We start from the raw sequence: 15,345 nt of genomic DNA on the forward strand, positions 1-15,345 counted from the left end.
CCGATTTGGCTCGCCTATATGACAGTAGAAAACGTGTTCTGGTAACTGGTGGCGCAGGTTTTCTCGGATCGCATCTGTGCGACCGACTTTTGGATCAAGGTCATGAAGTTCTATGCGTCGACAACCTGTTTACCGGCACAAAACGCAATATTGATCACTTGCACAGCAATCCACGTTTCGAGTTTTTGCGCCACGACGTGACGTTTCCCCTCTTTGTCGAAGTGGATGAAATCTACAATCTGGCCTGCCCGGCCTCACCCGTTCACTATCAGCACGATCCGGTACAAACGACCAAGACCAGCGTTCATGGTGCGATCAACATGCTGGGGCTGGCGAAACGGCTGAAGTGCAAAGTCTTTCAGGCCTCCACCTCCGAAGTGTACGGAGACCCCTCAGTTCACCCCCAAACCGAAGATTATTGGGGCAATGTCAACCCGATCGGCCCGCGTTCATGCTATGACGAAGGCAAGCGCTGCGCCGAGACGTTGTTTTTCGATTATCACCGCCAGATGGGTCTCGAGATAAAAGTGGCCCGGATCTTCAATACCTATGGACCAAGGATGCATCCCTCTGACGGCCGCGTGGTATCGAACTTTGTCATGCAGGCCTTGACTGGTGCGCCGATCACGGTGTTCGGGGATGGCGAACAAACACGGTCGTTTTGCTTTGTCGATGATCTGATCGAGGGCTTTTTGCGCCTGATGGACACTGACAAGGACGTCACCGGCCCGGTGAATCTTGGAAACCCCAACGAGTTCTCGATGAATGAGCTGGCCACTGAAGTCTGTGCGCAGGTCGGGTCAGATACGCAGATCATCTTCAAGGACTTGCCGCAGGACGATCCCAAGCAGCGTCAACCTGATATCTCGTTGGCGCGCAAGCTGCTGAATTGGGAGCCCAAGGTGCAGCTCAAGGAAGGATTGGGCGCGACGATCCAGTACTTCCGCGAATTGCAGTCCGAAACGCAGTGAGGCCTGTGGGTACATCACCCTCAGGTCCGAGCGTTTAGGAGACCTGGGCGGGTGCTGGTGTCAGACCGACCCGCATCGTTTGCACCCGACAAGTTTATAGGCTGAAGCAGTAGATATAGGCATCCAGTGCCTAACCTAGCTTCAGGTCCAGCCAGTCCGCGATCTGCGCGGCTGGCCCTTCCCAACCCGGCTCCATAAACAGAAAATGCGCGTGGTTTTCGACAGGCAGAAAACGCGCGCGGTCTCCGTAGAGTTTGGCCAAAGCACGACACGTGTTGGGGTTCACGGCCCGGTCCTCGGTGCCCGAAACGATCAGCACGGGGCAATCGACCTTGTCGATATCCACCTTCATTGCGTGGTGGTCGTCGAACATCCAAAAGAACATCTCGAACATCACACGCCCGCTTTCCGGGCCAAGCCGATCGAAAACCGCGTGTTGTTGCGCTTCGGGCAGCTTGTTTAGCGCGAACGGGGCCATCAGGTCGAAATCAACCCGCATGGGTTGCTTCCAGAAAGCTCCGCCCTCCATCAGTGCGCGCGGCACGGCGCGTTCATCGTCTGTTTCAGGCAAAGTGCCCCAAGCCGCGTTGGGGTTGATCAGCACGATTGCGCTGGCCAAGCCGCGCGCGGCGACCTGTTGCACCACGACCGCGGCTATGGCGTGACCCAGCAGCACGGGTTTGCTGTCGAGCCCTTCGACAAATGCAGCGATATCATCCGCATAGTCTGAAACGCTGGTGTCGGTCAGCCCCGGATTCGGCTCGGCCTTGGGGTCGGCATCATGATACCGCAGCGCCGGGGTGTGGACCGTCCACCCAAGGTCACGGAAGAAACCGGCGTAGTCCTCCATACACCAGGGGCCTGCAAATGCACCGTGGATCAGGACAATATGCTTCGCCATCAAAACCTCCCACCTATTTCCGCCCAGTATGATCATCCTGAAAGACGAAACAACTGCGCGTGATCGCTGTTGCGTGAGGAGGCGGAGTACTTAGACTTGTGCCATGACATTTGTGACCGAAAATCAACTGCCTCTGCTAGTCCTGTTTTTTCTGATCGGATCGGTCGGAACCGGCTTTCTGTTCCGTAAACCAGCCGGGCACAAAGCATGGAAGCTGGCTGACATGGTTTGGGTTGTTCTCGGCGGGATCGGGGCGCTGGTGGCTGTTCTGGCGGGGCTTTATACATCCGACAGCTCGCGGCTGGACCGGCAGATTGACGTGGCCTATGCAGCGTCTTCAGCCTTTGACCGCGATGCCGCGCGGTTTCGGTTGCGGTTTTGCGACCCGGCCTATGACCCCGATACCGGTGTCTTGTGCGAAAAGGTCGAATTTCTGTCGGCCTCAACCGCTAGCAATGCCGACCTGCCTCTTTTCATCGCAGTCACGAATGAGGTCGCCCCCCTACAGGGTTTACACTTTCTATTCGGGCGGCAAGACAAGGACGAAATGGAAGAGATGGCTGCCAAGGCAGGCGCGTTCGATATTGATCAGTTTCTGGTCTTCACCTCACTGGATGAAAAGACCCAGACTGCCATCGACAATATGCGCCGCAAGGTTCCCGCAATTGCCGGAGACTACCTGATCCTCGCCCAAAGCTATGATGAGTTGATCGAACAGGTCAGCAAGCTGAAAGAGGAATGGGAATATCTACAGGCCAACGCCCATATTCTTGTACTGCAGATCGTTGCCCTGTGTCTGGTCAGCTTTGCCGCGCCCTTCCGGTTGGGGAAATCCATCGTCGAACTGCGCACAACTCTGAACCCTGACGCGCCGCAGGAGTTGACCGAAACAACGCCTGACGGTTCAAACAAAGCGCAAACGGACAGCTAGTTCAGGCCTTGCAAAGCGCCGAAACCCACTGGTCTTGACCGGAAAACTCCCTATATCTCGGGGCCGAGGCAGATGATGAGGACCACACCATGCCAACCCGTCGCATACTGCGCCTGACCGGCTCGGACACCGAGAGCTTTTTGCAGGACCTGATCACCAATGACATCGGCGGGTTGGATACAGGGCTGGTCTATGCAGCCCTATTGACGCCGCAGGGCAAATACCTGGCTGACTTCTTCCTGAAACGCGACGGTGACGCCGTGTTGCTGGACGTGGCCGAGTCGCTGGCGGATGGCCTGATCATACGGCTGAGCATGTACAAGTTGCGGGCGGATGTGGCGATCGAGGTCTCGGACCTGAACCTGCAGCGCGGCCTGGGACCTGCACCAGAGGGCGCATTGCATGACCCACGTCATCCTGACTTGGGCTGGAGGGCCTATGCGCCCTCGTCGGAAACGCAGGATGGCACCGATTGGGATGCGATCCGTGTGCGCCATTGCATTCCCGAAACCGGCATCGAATTGCACCCGGACAGCTATATCCTCGAATCCCGGTTCGAGCCGCTGAATGGCGTCGACTTCAAAAAGGGCTGCTATGTCGGTCAGGAAGTGACGGCGCGTATGAAACACAAGACCGAACTGCGTAAGGGTCTGTGTCGCGTCGCCATCGACGGGGCGGCCCCTGTGGGCAGCGCGATAAAGGCCAATGGCAAGCCAGTGGGCACCCTGTTCACGCAATCGGGCGGCCATGCCATCGCCTATCTGCGCTTTGATCGGGCCACCGGCGACATGCAGGCCGACGCGGCCACAGTTCGTCTGATCGACTGAAATTTGTTGCCCAATCGGCACGTGGTCAAAGCGGTCTCAACTCTGACCCTTTGAACCCCCGTCCCTGCCCTGCCACAGTGCGGCTATTCGATAGAACCGGATACCCGCATGCTCAAACTGTATACCGCAATTTGGCGCGCAAGCGCCGGGCGTCAGATCATCCTCATCCTCCTGTCGCTGGCCGTCGCTGCGCTGGCTGCCGTTCCGCTGGAATTTCAACGCGACATCATCAACCACCTGACCTCAACTGACGTCGAGGCCGACCGTTTGGTTGTACTGGGTCTTGGCATGATGGCCGTGATCCTGCTGAGCCTCGCGCTGAAATGGGTTCTGGGCTACCGCGCAGGTACTTTGGGTGAGGACATGATCCGCCTGATCCGCCAACGTCTCCTTTGGCGGTCCTCAGATATCACCGAAACCGGTGAAAGCGTGCGCAAGGGCACCATGACCACTGCAATCTCGGCCGAGGCCGAGGAGTTGGGCAAATTCGCAGGCGGCGCATTCTCGGACCCGGTGGTTCAGATCGGCACATTGATCAGCGTCATCGGCTATATCTCGTCAACTCAACCTGGTCTGGGCCTGATCGCCTTTTCGATGATCGTACCTCAGATTGTGATCGTTCTGGTCTCGCAACGCAAAGTGAATGTCTTTGTGGCCGAACGCGTCCGCATCCTGCGCAGTGCGACCGACCAGCTGACGACCGAGGACCTTGACGCGGTCGAACAGGAAATCGACGCCTTGTTCGATGACATCTATGAAACCCGCAGGCGGATGTTTCTGTGGAAACTTTCAGCCAAGTTCCTGCTGAGCGTGATCAACGGCGCAGGTACGGTCGGCATATTGATGCTGGGCGGCTGGCTGGTGCTGCAGGGCAGAACCGACGTCGGCACCGTAGTCGCCGCCACCAGCGGCCTCAGCCGTATACAGGGACCGACGGCCTTCCTGATCGCCTTCTACCGGCAAGTCAGTGCCAACCGCATCAAATATGAATTGATGCTGGAACTGTTCGGCCCCGACCCGACACGCTATCGCCACCGCACATGAAAAGACCGCGCAGCAGCAGGCCGGCGCGGTCTTTTGCAATACATATGGGCGGTGATCAGGCGCGCTCGGAATATTCCATGGTTTCGGTGTTCACCACGATCATCTCATCCTGACCGACGAACGGAGGCACCATGACCTTGACGCCGTTGTCCAGAACCGCCGGTTTGAACGAGTTCGCGGCGGTCTGACCTTTGACGACCGGCTCGGTCTCGACGATCTTGCAAGTGACCTTTTGGGGCAGCGAGGCGTTCAGCGCCTCGGATTCGTAGAACTCGACCACGATGGTCATGCCGTCCTGCAGAAACGGGCGACGCTCACCCAGCAGGTCGGCAGGCAGTTCGATCTGCTCATAGGTCTCGGCATCCATGAACACCAGCATGCCGTCGGATTCGTACAGAAACTGCTGATCCTTCTGCTCCAGCCGCACACGTTCGACTTTGTCCGCCGACCGGAACCGTTCGTTCAGCTTTGAGCCGTTACGCAGGTTGCGCAGTTCGACCTGCGCGAAAGCGCCGCCTTTACCGGGCTTTACGTGATCTACTTTTACAGCCGCCCACAGCCCGTCGTTATGCTCAAGCACATTGCCGGGGCGAATTTCGTTCCCATTTATCTTGGGCATGACATTAATCCTTCACAAACGGTTGATGCGTCAGTTGCCGTCCCTATATCTGGCAGGACCAGCCCTGACAAGACAACGAGACCTAGTGCTGCACCCGCAGCAAGCCATGCAAATGACGCAACGCAACTATGCATTTTAGCTGTATCCGAATCGGAGCTAATAGGTCATAAGGACCGTCACGCCGAAAATGCAAGAGCAAGAACAACAAGGAAGACGAGATGAGAGATTTCGTTGACGGCACTGCCTTTAACAACGAACAAGGCAATCGTGCACGCAAACTTTTCGCGGCTGTTGTGTTGGCCGCACTGGATGATGCCATCGCTGATGACAAGAAATACGGCAATGGCCCCGAACAAATCGCCCGCTGGGCCCGCTCGCGCGATGGTCGCGAGGTGCTGTCCTGCGCCGGTATCGACCCGAACGAGCGGGTTGTAAGCGGATTGATGGATTTCGTTGGCCGTGGTGTGCGCACATCCGTCGCCCTGTCGCGTGAAGAAAGCGAACGTCGCAACGCCGCCCAACAAGCCGAAGCCGCCTGATCCAAGGCGATTTCACTACGAAAAAGCGCGCCTCCATACTTTGGGGCGCGTTTTTCTTTGGCACTGACTAGATCGTTTTGCGTTTGATTTGAATCGAAATACGCTGTCTCTCCCTACGGTCGAACGCGCATTTCGATAGTTTTGCCTCAGATAAAACGCAAAACGCTTTAGAAAAACAGAATCCACTGCCGCGCAACCCAGATCTCGGCCGCAAGCAAAAGCGCGAAGAAAAGCTTCGCGGACAGCGACAGCCCCCTGCTCCAAAGCACGACATAAGAACCGACGCATAGCGCGATCGACACCGGCATGACCCAAATCGCGTGATGCGACGTGTCCCAATAACTGACCGGGCTGTGAAAGACCCAATCGCTCAGCGGCCAGAACTGGGGGCGACCGTCCCCCGCATGCAGCCCGAAATCCATCATCAGATGCAATAGTCCGGCCGACGCCGCGACCGTCAGGATCCGCCATCCGCGCCAAAGCCCCAGTGCCAGTGCCAAGCCCCACAGGATGAACGAGTTGTCGATGGCGAAAACCGTCTGCCATTGCGGTGAAAAATACAGCTCGTCGAACACAACATGCGGCGGGATGTTGAGAATATGCAGCGATACCCCTGCCATCAGGTACAGCGACAGGTCCGGCAACAGCGACCCCAGCACCGCCGCCCAAAGAATGCGCCCGTGCGCGGGTCGCGCAAAGGCGGCTGCTCCGATCAAAAGATGCGCAGGCGTGTTCATCTGGGGCTTTCCCTTTGGCACCAAATCAGGTCATTTGCCCCTTAACGTATAGGAGACGCCCATGGTTCGCGCCATCATGATTCAAGGCACCGGCAGCAATGTCGGCAAATCGGTTCTGGTAGCCGGGTTGGCGCGGGCATTCACACGGCGCGGTCTGAGGGTTGCTCCGTTCAAGCCGCAGAACATGTCGAACAACGCCGCTGTGACAGAAAACGGAGGCGAGATCGGGCGCGCGCAAGCCTTGCAGGCGCGCGCGGCCAAGCGCCCGACGCATACGGATATGAACCCGATCCTGCTGAAGCCCGAAACGGACACCGGCGCGCAGATCATCCTGCAAGGCCAGCGCGCGGGAACCATGAAGGCGGGCGACTATCGCAAGGACAAATCCAAACTGCTGGGGGCCGCGTTGGAAAGCTTTGACCGGCTATGCCGCGACGCTGATCTGGTGTTGATCGAAGGCGCTGGCAGCCCGGCTGAGACCAACCTGCGCAAGGGCGACATCGCCAATATGGGCTTTGCCTGCGCCGCCGGAGTTCCCGTGGTGCTGGTGGGCGACATCCATCGAGGCGGCGTGATTGCGCAGATCGTGGGCACTCAGGCTGTGCTGGACGAAGGTGATCTGGCGATGATCCGGGGCTTTGCCGTCAACCGCTTCAAAGGCGATGTATCTCTGTTTGATGAAGGGCGCGATGATATCGCCGCGCGGACCGGCTGGCCCTGCATGGGCGTCGTACCCTGGTTCCAAGACGCCTGGAAACTGCCCGCCGAGGATATGATGGACATCCGCTCTCATACTGGTGGGGCATGCAAGGTTGTGGCGCCTCAGTTGGAGAGGATGGCCAATTTCGACGATCTGGACCCTCTGTCAGCCGAACCCGGCGTCAGTGTCGAGATCATTTCCGCAGGCCGCCCCCTGCCCGGCGACGCCGATCTGGTGCTGTTGCCCGGCAGCAAATCGACCATCGGTGATCTGGCCTATTTCCGCAAACAGGGCTGGGATATCGACCTCTACGCACATGTGCGCCGCGGAGGTCACGTGTTGGGTCTATGTGGCGGATATCAGATGCTGGGCAAAACGATCTCGGACCCCGAGGGTGTGGATGGTCGTCCCGGCACGGTCGACGGGCTCGGGCTGCTGGACGTTCATACGGTCATGGAGGGTAAGAAACACGTCACTCTGACCGAAGCCTGCGCCCTGCCCAATCGCGAACCCGTCAGCGGGTACGAAATCCATATGGGCCGCACCGAAGGGCCCGATTGCGCCCGTGCCTGGCTTGAGGTGCAAGGGCGCCCCGAAGGTGCCGCCAGCGCCAATGGGCGCATTCTGGGCAGCTATCTGCACGGGATTTTCTCATCCGACGCCTTCCGCGCGCAGTATCTGTCGGGTTTGGGCGTCGCCTCTGAAACCGCCTATGAAGATGGCGTCGAACAGGTGCTGGATGATCTCGCGGATCACCTCGAACAGCATATGGATCTGGATCAAGTGCTGGAGCTTGCACAAGCGCCGCATCGGGCCTGAGCGACTATTCCAGCTCTTTGGAGGCCAGTGCGCGGTGAATCTCGCGCCGGACCATCTTGCGGACATTGCGGGTGATGCGTTCCCCCAACGCGCCCTGCAGCTCGGACCGGACAACCTCGGCGATCATCTCACGCAAGGCCTCCTCCTCGGACGCAGACAACCCGATCTCGTCCTCGATCGCTTCCTCAGACGCGTCGTCTTCCACTGGGTCTGCTTTAGGAGTGTCCCCATGCCGAACGAATGTTGCCGGTTCTTCTGTCGCGGCATCCGCCCCGCCTGAGGGCGCATCCACATCCTTGGCATCCTCATCCTCAAAGGAAGGTGCAGGTATCCAATGCAGTGCTTTCGAGGACGTCCCTGAATACGCGTCGTCGCTGTCTCCGTCCGGCTCCCATTGGTCCTCGGTTCGCGCGATGGCGGCCTCAAGGGCTTCAATCTTGGCACTCAGGCTGCCAGATAGGTTTTCCGACGGGGTCTCGTCGCCGACCTCCTCAGCACCATCGTGATTGGCTGCGTCGCCCGGCTGAACAATATCACAAGCCCGCAGAAGCATCGGCTTGGCCGAATCCTCGGCGCTGTATATGGGATCCAGTTTCAGGGGGTCGGATTTCGGCGCGTCACCAACGCGCAGCGCGTCCGTCAGGACCAGACGGCCCGGCTTGCGTGGGGCGGTCGCTGCATCGGCACCCGACACTTTGCGACCGTCCTCGCTCACCAGACGTTTAACCGACGATAGTACATCCTCGATACCTGTGGTCATGACGCTATCCGACATTGTTCTCTACCGCTCTTTTCTTGAGACCAAGTGTAGCCAAACACGTCGGGCGTCACAACCAGTAGTCTATAGGATCAGTCCCGCCGTAACGCTTTGAGAACCCGATCCAGATCCTTGCTTTGCTTGCTGACCTGCGCCGGAGCCTTCTTGACCAGATTGTAGTACAGCGTCGGGTCATAGATCTGCACCGCCAGCCTCAGACGTTCAGCCGTCAAAAGACCCTGTGCCTGCAACAGCTGATAGGCTGCCAGCGACCGTTCTGTGCGCGAAGCGACCTCGGCCAGTTGTGCGTCCAGAAGATCCTGCTGCGCGGTCAGCACATCCAATGTGGTCCGCGCGCCCAGCGTGGCCTCTTCACGAATCCCGTCAAAGGCCACTTGCGAGGCCCGGACCCGCTCGGTCGAGGCGGTCAGGCTGGCCGTGGCCGTTTGGAACCGGACGAAGGCGTCTGTCGCGCCCTGCGTGATGTTCTTTTGCACGTTCAACAGATTGGCCCGCGACGAATCCCGGGTTGCCATGGCCCGGCGCACGGTGGCCGCAAGGCGGCCGCCTGCATAGATCGGCTGATTGAAGTTCAGCGAAACCGTGGCGTCGTTGATGTAGTCATCATTGTCATATCGCTGTGTCACACCCGCATCCGCGTTCAGGCTGACATTGGGCCCAAGGTTGGCCCGTTGCTGCTGCACGATCAAATCCAGCGCCCGCACCTGATGCTGCGCCGACAGGATCGCAGGATGATTGCGCTGTGCAAGGCTGATCGCCTCGGATTGCGAGCGCGGCAGATTCGGAAGCCCCGGCTGCCCGGCTGTACGTCCCGGCAGTTTACCGACAGCATTCACATATTCAGCCTGTGCGGTACTGAGATCCCCCTTGGCATCCGCTAGATCCGCGCGCGAGCTGGCAAGCTGCGCCTCGGAAAGGGCTACGTCGGTCCGCGTCACCTCACCGACTTCGAAGCGGTCGTTCGAAGCGCGCAGTTCCTCGCTCGACAGATCCACGTTGTTCTGCCGAATCTGAACCGTTTCCTCTTGCAGCAGGACGCTCAGATACGCGGTTGCGGCCCGGAAAAGAACTTGCTGCTCGATATCGATCAGCGACTGGCGCGTCGACAGAACCGTTTCCTGTGCGGACTGCTTGCCCAGCACCGATGCCCCGCCATCATACAAAAGCTGGCTGAGCGTCAGACCCGAGAAGAATCGCGACGGGTCGGTGCTTGTTCTGACGGAGTCAGTTCTTGTTCTCGTGTAATCCTGACTGACCTGAACCGTCCAGTTGATGATCGGACGCAGTGCGGAAAGCGCAATTGCCACGTCCTCATCCGCGGCCCGCAACAGGGCTCGGTTCTGTTCCAGCAGACCGCTGGTGTTATACGCTCCGATGAACGCATCTGTCAGATTGTCAGCCCAAACGGCCCGTCCGGGTACAGTACTCAGGGCAATGGCCGCAGTCACTGCAAGCGCTTTGACCAGCTTTCCCGCTGTCTTTCCACGCATACCAAATCCTCTCAAATCGAAATTACGCTGCCTCTCCGGCAGTTTGCGTCTTTATGTTCAACTAATCAAGGTGGCGGAAACAACAGTCAGCGGACTATAGCGAAAATGCACACTCTTTGGAAAAACCGTCCAAAACCAGCGCACTGGCGTTGAAGGCATCCCGCCAACTGACCACCCCACCGGCCTTGCGACCGATGCGAACCGTACCAAGCTGCCCGTCCATAAAAAGACAGGCGATCCGGCCCTGATCCTTCAATTGGTCCAGCACCGTGTCGGGCACCTGCTCGACACCGCCTTGTACCATAATCACGTCATAAGGGCCATGCTCGGCCGCCCCTTCTTCCAAAGGTCCGACATGGATAACAGCATTGTCGACATTTTCTTCGGTCAGGATGACTTGCGCCTCGGAGGCAAGATCTTCGTCGGATTCGACGCCAACCACCAACTGTGCCATCCGCGCGGCGACGGCGGTCGAATAGCCATAGGCCGGCGCGATATCGAGGACCATTTCGTCATTCGAGATGTTCAGCGCATCCAGCATTTTCGCCAGAGTGCGCGGCTCAAGCATGCAGCGACTATTGCCCAAATCTATCAGCCCTTCGACATAGGCCGCTTCGCGCTGTGCTGTCGGCACAAAGCTTTCACGTGGCACTGACAGCATCGCGTCGATGATAGGAAACTTGGTCACATCCGAAGGTCGAACCTGCGTATCAACCATGGTGCGGCGCCGGGCTGCGAAATCTGACATCTGATCTCTCTTTTCAATCCCTTGAATAATTGGCTTGTGCCACATTCGACCTTACTCGACAACGGCCCAGATGCCGCAAACCCACTTCACGATCTCTTCAAACCATCCCGCCACAAATATTGTTTTGCAGCTTAAAATCGGTGCCAATCCTCTGGACGCCCCCGATGAAAGCTGCTAAAACGCCCACCACACCACGGCAAGTATTTGATTTTACTTGAAAAGGCGAGTTGGCGGAGTGGTGACGCAGCGGATTGCAAATCCGTGTACACCGGTTCGATTCCGGTACTCGCCTCCATAAAAGTTAACACCGAAAAACCTAACCATCTGATACTGTTTGATTTCAAATAGTTGCCCGGCTTTCGCACGTTAACTTTCTGCAAAATCCCGCAACATTTCCCGCAACACGTTTCTTGTTGACTTTTTGGGGACTTGTTCCCTCTAAATCCCTGTTTCGCTCCCATTGAAAATGGAGCGGATTTTTGGGTCGCAAACGCTTAGACAACAACAGGTATTTTCATGGCACAGTTTCTTCTTGCGGAAGGTTTTATTGGGGGAATGGCTGTCGAAATAGACGAAGATCGTTTCAATGAAATCCTTCATGCCAAGAATGTCATCAAGCCAATTTGGGACGTAGAAGACACATTTACCCTGTTGGCAAATGCCTTCATCGAGTTTGAAGAAAGCCTGATCAGCGTCGGACTTAGGTATCTTTTCGAGAAGGACATGCAACGAGACGTTGATCACTTCTTCGACGACGCTAGGCAAAATGTGAATCTTAAGCTGATCTCAGTACTTACGGCGTCTAGAGTCTACGAGGAACAATTGCATAGGCGCATGTCTTTGCTTTCTAAACTTGTTGGAAGACAAATAGACCTTCAAAGCAGCTTCAGTTCTGTTTTTGATGGCAGCCTTGAGTACCGAGTTATGTACGAGCTTCGCAATCATGCTTTGCACAACCGTTTGCCTCTGGGAACTCTCGCATTCGGCGACTTTAATCAGTCACCAACGGACAACGTCAGAGATGACACACCGACTCGCCTACGAATTACAACTGACCCTAAGATTTCGGTCGAGGACTTCTGTAGTTCTGACAGACTCAAACGACGCACTAGAGATGAAGTTTGTGCATTGGGCTTTAAGCACTTGGACTTGAAGTTCTTTACACGAGGGTTCATTTCGTGCCTCGCACTTTGTCACGAAGACTTCAGGGCAGCTACCGAGGCTGTCTTGGAAGATGCTTTAAACACGCTCCACTCCGCCGACCATGTGTTACAGATCGCCAAAGGCGACTATCCTAAACACGCCTCCATTATGAGACAAAAAGACGGTCAGAATGAAGATCATTACGTCGACTACTCAAAGAACTCTCGCATATTGGAAATTCGAAAGTTTTGGACTGGTTTAAAGCGGGTTCAAAGAGGCTACGTTTCGTCCGAAGTTAAAGCGTCAGCAAACACTTACCCACAGCAGCACGACAAAATTTGGATCTCTAAATGAGCTGACCAAAATCCCGCAACAAATCCCGCAACATTTCTTGGTTACGAAGAATGCGAGATGGGTTTAAGTATCTGTTTTTATTATCCATTAATTCTGACAGGGTTCGATTTCAAAACAGGTACTCGCCTCCATTTAAAAACAATCACTTACATTACTCCTTGCCGTGTTTGAGGCCCCGCGTTTACAGGGGCGTTTACATTTTTGTGTCTTGAGACAGTGATTTTGCTCGATTGAGCTTGCGCAGAACCGCATGGCTTTCGCCCGGGCTAACCTGCGCATAATGTTCGATTACCTGCGCCGCGTAGCGAACCGACCAACCCATCAGAACTGCGATTTGGCGCAAAGACAGATCGGCATTCAGCAATCTTGTCGCCGCCGTCCCGCGCGTGTCAGACAGTGTCTTCTCTCTGCCGTCGATCCAAGGGGGATCTGAGCTTCGCGCCGCCACTTGGCAATCTGGTTCGATGCCCAACGGGCCGTCAAAGGCCTGCCAAGCTCTGATACCAGCAGCGCATCTTGGCCCTCCGGCGTCTCTGCAATCAGTTGCTCAAGGGCTGAAGCGGCGGGGATATATGCGATCTGGCCGCGCTTATCCCGATCCGACAACGCATCCGGAAGCAGCATCACTTCCGCGAAGCAACCGACACGTAGTCCGATCCCTTAAGAGTAGGCCAGACGGACAGCTTCCCTTGTTCGACAACCTCCAGCCATTCACGCTTTGACCCGATTCTGACAAGGTGAGGAGCGTCATCGTCAAGAATGCCCGTGGCCACGCTTACCACGAGATTGGCGAACCGCTTTTCGAAACACCGGACTATGTTGCCTTTGCCGCCCACATTCCCAAGCCCGATGAAACCCAACTTCATGGGCTTACTATCCGTTTGCGCTTTTGCGCCATGCGACCATGCGCCTGTGTTCCGTTTATGCCGCCTAGCGACGCTAGCAGGTCGCTTTTCAACGTGGCTTTGAGGTCTGGGCTGCAACGCGCTTGACAAGTTGCGGGTGCGTGCCGCATGAGCCATCTGTTGGTGTCTGTGAAAACAGATGAAAAGGGAATGCGTCAGCGGATTTTCCGTCAAACGCAGCCGCCCCCGCGACCGTGACCGGAGAGGGTGCCCAAGCCACTGGCCAAATGCCGGGAAGGCGGGACATCCGACAGAGCGTGCTCTGATATCCGCAAGCCGGGAGACCTGCCAACGCCCGAAGATGTAACCGGACGGGGTGAGCCGGTGTCGGGTCCATGTCGGAAAACGTGGCCCGCATGAAACCCCGTCCCCCACGAAAAGGTTTTGGGGGGATGAGAGACATGACCGAGACCACACCAGTTGACCTGCTGGTTTGCACCACCTGCCGTCGCGGCCTGCCCGTTGAGGATGACGAACAGCGCCCGGGCAGCTTGTTGCACAAGGCGCTGGAAGCGGCGGACCTGCCGGATGGGATCAACCTAAAACCCGTCGAATGCCTTTCGAATTGCGATCAGGGGTGCTCGATCGTTCTGCGTGGCGGGCCGTCTCGTTGGACCTTCGTGTATGAGAACCTGAACGAAACCGATCACGTCGAAACCATCGTTGAAGGTGTGACCAAATATCTGGCGACCGAAGACGGCTTGGTAAAATGGCGCGAACGCCCCGAACATTTCCGCAAAAACTGCGCAGCCCGCATTCCCCCGATTGGAGCCCTGAAATGAGCAACCTCGAAAAACTTCCCGTCACCGTGATCACCGGCTTTCTGGGCTCGGGCAAAACCACGCTGGTGCGCCACCTGATGCAGAACCCGCAGGGCAAGCGGCTGGCCGTGGTGGTCAACGAATTTGGCGATGTCGGCGTTGATGGCGATATCCTGAAGTCCTGCGCGATCCCCGACTGCCCGGCGGAAAACATCATGGAACTGGCGAACGGCTGCATCTGCTGCACTGTGGCTGACGACTTCATCCCTACCATCGAAGCCCTGATGGCGCTGGAGCCGCGCCCAGATCACATCCTGATCGAAACCAGCGGTCTGGCGCTGCCCAAGCCGCTGCTGAAGGCCTTCGACTGGCCCGATATCCGATCCAAGATCACCGTGGACGGCGTGATCGCGCTGGCCGATGCCGAGGCTGTAGCCGCCGGTCGCTTTGCCCCGAATGTCGAAGCCGTGGACGCCCAGCGCCTCGCCGACGATTCAATCGACCATGAAACGCCCCTGTCCGAGGTGTTCGAAGATCAGATCTCCTGCGCCGATATCATCCTGCTGACCAAACCCGATCTGGCCGGCCCCGAAGGCGTGGCCAAAGCCAAAGAGATCATCGCTGCCGAAGCTCCGCGCGCCCTGCCCGTGGTCGAAGTGGCCGAAGGTGCCGTGGACGTGCGCGTCGTGCTGGGGCTGGAAGCCGCTGCCGAGGATGACATGGACGCACGTCCCAGCCATCACGATGGCCACCACGATCACGAGCATGATGATTTCGAAAGCATCATCGTTGATCTGCCGGAACAGTCCGATCCCGCCGATCTGGTCGCCAAGATCGAGCGTCTGGCCAATGAGCTGAACATTCTGCGCGTCAAAGGCTATGCCGCTGTTCAGGGCAAGCCAATGCGCCTGCTGGTGCAGGCCGTGGGTGCCCGTGTGCGTCACCAATACGACCGTCCGTGGGAACCGGGTGAAGAACGCCGCTCACGCATGGTGGTGATTGCCGAACATGACGACATCAAGGAAGCTGCAATCCGCGATATCCTCGTAGGCGTCACCGAGGCCGCCGAGTAAGACCC

17 protein-coding genes, 1 tRNA gene and 1 riboswitch are annotated in these 15,345 nt (G+C 57.3%); of the genes, 10 read left to right on the forward strand and 8 right to left on the reverse strand.

Translation table 11 applies throughout. The features are described from left to right. The first annotated feature begins 5 nt into the window (after positions 1 to 5). Positions 6 to 971, forward strand: a complete 966-nt coding sequence (locus AC2FD8_RS05045; protein WP_496854333.1) for a UDP-glucuronic acid decarboxylase family protein — start codon at positions 6 to 8, stop codon at positions 969 to 971. A 130-nt stretch (positions 972 to 1,101) separates the two neighbouring features. Here AC2FD8_RS05045 and AC2FD8_RS05050 read toward each other — a convergent pair whose 3' ends face one another. Next, entirely contained in the window at positions 1,102 to 1,872 is a 771-nt protein-coding gene (locus AC2FD8_RS05050; protein WP_496854334.1) for an alpha/beta hydrolase, read from the reverse strand. 103 nt (positions 1,873 to 1,975) lie between these two features. On the opposite strand from AC2FD8_RS05050, the gene AC2FD8_RS05055 reads away from it, so the two are divergent. The 3 genes from AC2FD8_RS05055 (at position 1,976) to AC2FD8_RS05065 (ending at position 4,674) form a co-directional block, all read left to right on the forward strand. Next, the gene (locus AC2FD8_RS05055) at positions 1,976 to 2,803 is read left to right on the forward strand and encodes a hypothetical protein (RefSeq protein WP_496854335.1); all 828 of its coding nucleotides are present in this window, start codon (positions 1,976 to 1,978) and stop codon (positions 2,801 to 2,803) included. 89 nt (positions 2,804 to 2,892) lie between these two features. Then, positions 2,893 to 3,630: a CAF17-like 4Fe-4S cluster assembly/insertion protein YgfZ gene (ygfZ, locus tag AC2FD8_RS05060; RefSeq protein WP_496854336.1), complete on the forward strand. Its 738-nt coding sequence runs from the start codon at positions 2,893 to 2,895 to the stop codon at positions 3,628 to 3,630. 108 nt (positions 3,631 to 3,738) lie between these two features. Further along, positions 3,739 to 4,674 carry an ABC transporter transmembrane domain-containing protein gene (locus AC2FD8_RS05065; RefSeq protein WP_496854337.1) on the forward strand — a complete coding sequence of 312 codons (936 nt, stop codon included), beginning with the start codon at positions 3,739 to 3,741 and terminating at the stop codon, positions 4,672 to 4,674. A 55-nt stretch (positions 4,675 to 4,729) separates the two neighbouring features. On the opposite strand, the gene efp is transcribed toward AC2FD8_RS05065, so the two are convergent. After that, entirely contained in the window at positions 4,730 to 5,293 is a 564-nt protein-coding gene (efp, locus tag AC2FD8_RS05070) for an elongation factor P (protein WP_496854338.1), read from the reverse strand. 218 nt (positions 5,294 to 5,511) lie between these two features. On the opposite strand from efp, the gene AC2FD8_RS05075 reads away from it, so the two are divergent. After that, the gene (locus AC2FD8_RS05075; protein ID WP_108785849.1) at positions 5,512 to 5,832 is read left to right on the forward strand and encodes a DUF6280 family protein; all 321 of its coding nucleotides are present in this window, start codon (positions 5,512 to 5,514) and stop codon (positions 5,830 to 5,832) included. A 167-nt stretch (positions 5,833 to 5,999) separates the two neighbouring features. On the opposite strand, the gene AC2FD8_RS05080 is transcribed toward AC2FD8_RS05075, so the two are convergent. Then, complete coding sequence (locus tag AC2FD8_RS05080; RefSeq protein WP_496854339.1) at positions 6,000 to 6,569, reverse strand: cobalamin biosynthesis protein CobQ; 570 nt, start codon at positions 6,567 to 6,569, stop codon at positions 6,000 to 6,002. Positions 6,570 to 6,630: 61 nt separating this feature from the next. Here AC2FD8_RS05080 and AC2FD8_RS05085 point away from each other — a divergent pair, with 61 nt between their 5' ends. Continuing rightward, positions 6,631 to 8,088, forward strand: coding sequence for a cobyric acid synthase (locus AC2FD8_RS05085; protein WP_496854340.1), 1,458 nt, complete (start codon positions 6,631 to 6,633; stop codon positions 8,086 to 8,088). Between the two features lie 4 nt (positions 8,089 to 8,092). Here AC2FD8_RS05085 and AC2FD8_RS05090 read toward each other — a convergent pair whose 3' ends face one another. The 3 genes from AC2FD8_RS05090 to AC2FD8_RS05100 form a co-directional block, all read right to left on the reverse strand. After that, a complete protein-coding gene (locus AC2FD8_RS05090; RefSeq protein ID WP_496854341.1) occupies positions 8,093 to 8,848 on the reverse strand; it encodes a hypothetical protein in 756 nt (251 codons plus the stop codon). 89 nt (positions 8,849 to 8,937) lie between these two features. Then, positions 8,938 to 10,356, reverse strand: a complete 1,419-nt coding sequence (locus tag AC2FD8_RS05095) for a TolC family outer membrane protein (protein ID WP_496854342.1) — start codon at positions 10,354 to 10,356, stop codon at positions 8,938 to 8,940. Positions 10,357 to 10,450: 94 nt separating this feature from the next. Continuing rightward, complete coding sequence (locus AC2FD8_RS05100; RefSeq protein WP_496854343.1) at positions 10,451 to 11,104, reverse strand: protein-L-isoaspartate O-methyltransferase family protein; 654 nt, start codon at positions 11,102 to 11,104, stop codon at positions 10,451 to 10,453. A gap of 221 nt (positions 11,105 to 11,325) precedes the next feature. Here AC2FD8_RS05100 and AC2FD8_RS05105 point away from each other — a divergent pair. Together AC2FD8_RS05105 and AC2FD8_RS05110 are read left to right on the forward strand one after the other, a co-directional pair. Further along, positions 11,326 to 11,399 (forward strand) — tRNA-Cys (locus tag AC2FD8_RS05105). A gap of 221 nt (positions 11,400 to 11,620) precedes the next feature. Further along, entirely contained in the window at positions 11,621 to 12,601 is a 981-nt protein-coding gene (locus AC2FD8_RS05110) for a hypothetical protein (protein ID WP_496854344.1), read from the forward strand. Positions 12,602 to 12,794: 193 nt separating this feature from the next. Here AC2FD8_RS05110 and AC2FD8_RS05115 read toward each other — a convergent pair whose 3' ends face one another. Beyond that, positions 12,795 to 13,073: a hypothetical protein gene (locus AC2FD8_RS05115; protein WP_496854345.1), complete on the reverse strand. Its 279-nt coding sequence runs from the start codon at positions 13,071 to 13,073 to the stop codon at positions 12,795 to 12,797. A 151-nt stretch (positions 13,074 to 13,224) separates the two neighbouring features. Then, positions 13,225 to 13,467, reverse strand: coding sequence for a hypothetical protein (locus tag AC2FD8_RS05120; RefSeq protein WP_496854346.1), 243 nt, complete (start codon positions 13,465 to 13,467; stop codon positions 13,225 to 13,227). A 143-nt stretch (positions 13,468 to 13,610) separates the two neighbouring features. After that, positions 13,611 to 13,813: riboswitch (cobalamin riboswitch) on the forward strand. A gap of 94 nt (positions 13,814 to 13,907) precedes the next feature. On the opposite strand from AC2FD8_RS05120, the gene AC2FD8_RS05125 reads away from it, so the two are divergent. Together AC2FD8_RS05125 and cobW are read left to right on the forward strand one after the other, a co-directional pair. Beyond that, positions 13,908 to 14,288 carry a DUF1636 family protein gene (locus AC2FD8_RS05125; protein ID WP_496854347.1) on the forward strand — a complete coding sequence of 127 codons (381 nt, stop codon included), beginning with the start codon at positions 13,908 to 13,910 and terminating at the stop codon, positions 14,286 to 14,288. Then, positions 14,285 to 15,340: a cobalamin biosynthesis protein CobW gene (gene cobW / locus AC2FD8_RS05130; RefSeq protein WP_496854348.1), complete on the forward strand. Its 1,056-nt coding sequence runs from the start codon at positions 14,285 to 14,287 to the stop codon at positions 15,338 to 15,340. The genes AC2FD8_RS05125 and cobW overlap by 4 nt, the downstream gene beginning before the upstream one ends. Positions 15,341 to 15,345 lie beyond the last annotated feature (5 nt).

The organism is Ruegeria sp. YTSC192, assembly GCF_059609705.1.

Coding starts and splice junctions, on each gene's coding strand:
- AC2FD8_RS05050 (WP_496854334.1), bottom strand. CDS start 1,872: ATGGCGAAGCATATTGTCCTGATCCACGGTGCATTTGCAGGCCCCTGG.
- AC2FD8_RS05055 (WP_496854335.1), top strand. CDS start 1,976: ATGACATTTGTGACCGAAAATCAACTGCCTCTGCTAGTCCTGTTTTTT.
- ygfZ (WP_496854336.1), top strand. CDS start 2,893: ATGCCAACCCGTCGCATACTGCGCCTGACCGGCTCGGACACCGAGAGC.
- AC2FD8_RS05065 (WP_496854337.1), top strand. CDS start 3,739: ATGCTCAAACTGTATACCGCAATTTGGCGCGCAAGCGCCGGGCGTCAG.
- efp (WP_496854338.1), bottom strand. CDS start 5,293: ATGCCCAAGATAAATGGGAACGAAATTCGCCCCGGCAATGTGCTTGAG.
- AC2FD8_RS05075 (WP_108785849.1), top strand. CDS start 5,512: ATGAGAGATTTCGTTGACGGCACTGCCTTTAACAACGAACAAGGCAAT.
- AC2FD8_RS05080 (WP_496854339.1), bottom strand. CDS start 6,569: ATGAACACGCCTGCGCATCTTTTGATCGGAGCAGCCGCCTTTGCGCGA.
- AC2FD8_RS05085 (WP_496854340.1), top strand. CDS start 6,631: ATGGTTCGCGCCATCATGATTCAAGGCACCGGCAGCAATGTCGGCAAA.
- AC2FD8_RS05090 (WP_496854341.1), bottom strand. CDS start 8,848: ATGACCACAGGTATCGAGGATGTACTATCGTCGGTTAAACGTCTGGTG.
- AC2FD8_RS05095 (WP_496854342.1), bottom strand. CDS start 10,356: ATGCGTGGAAAGACAGCGGGAAAGCTGGTCAAAGCGCTTGCAGTGACT.
- AC2FD8_RS05100 (WP_496854343.1), bottom strand. CDS start 11,104: ATGTCAGATTTCGCAGCCCGGCGCCGCACCATGGTTGATACGCAGGTT.
- AC2FD8_RS05110 (WP_496854344.1), top strand. CDS start 11,621: ATGGCACAGTTTCTTCTTGCGGAAGGTTTTATTGGGGGAATGGCTGTC.
- AC2FD8_RS05120 (WP_496854346.1), bottom strand. CDS start 13,467: ATGAAGTTGGGTTTCATCGGGCTTGGGAATGTGGGCGGCAAAGGCAAC.
- AC2FD8_RS05125 (WP_496854347.1), top strand. CDS start 13,908: ATGACCGAGACCACACCAGTTGACCTGCTGGTTTGCACCACCTGCCGT.
- cobW (WP_496854348.1), top strand. CDS start 14,285: ATGAGCAACCTCGAAAAACTTCCCGTCACCGTGATCACCGGCTTTCTG.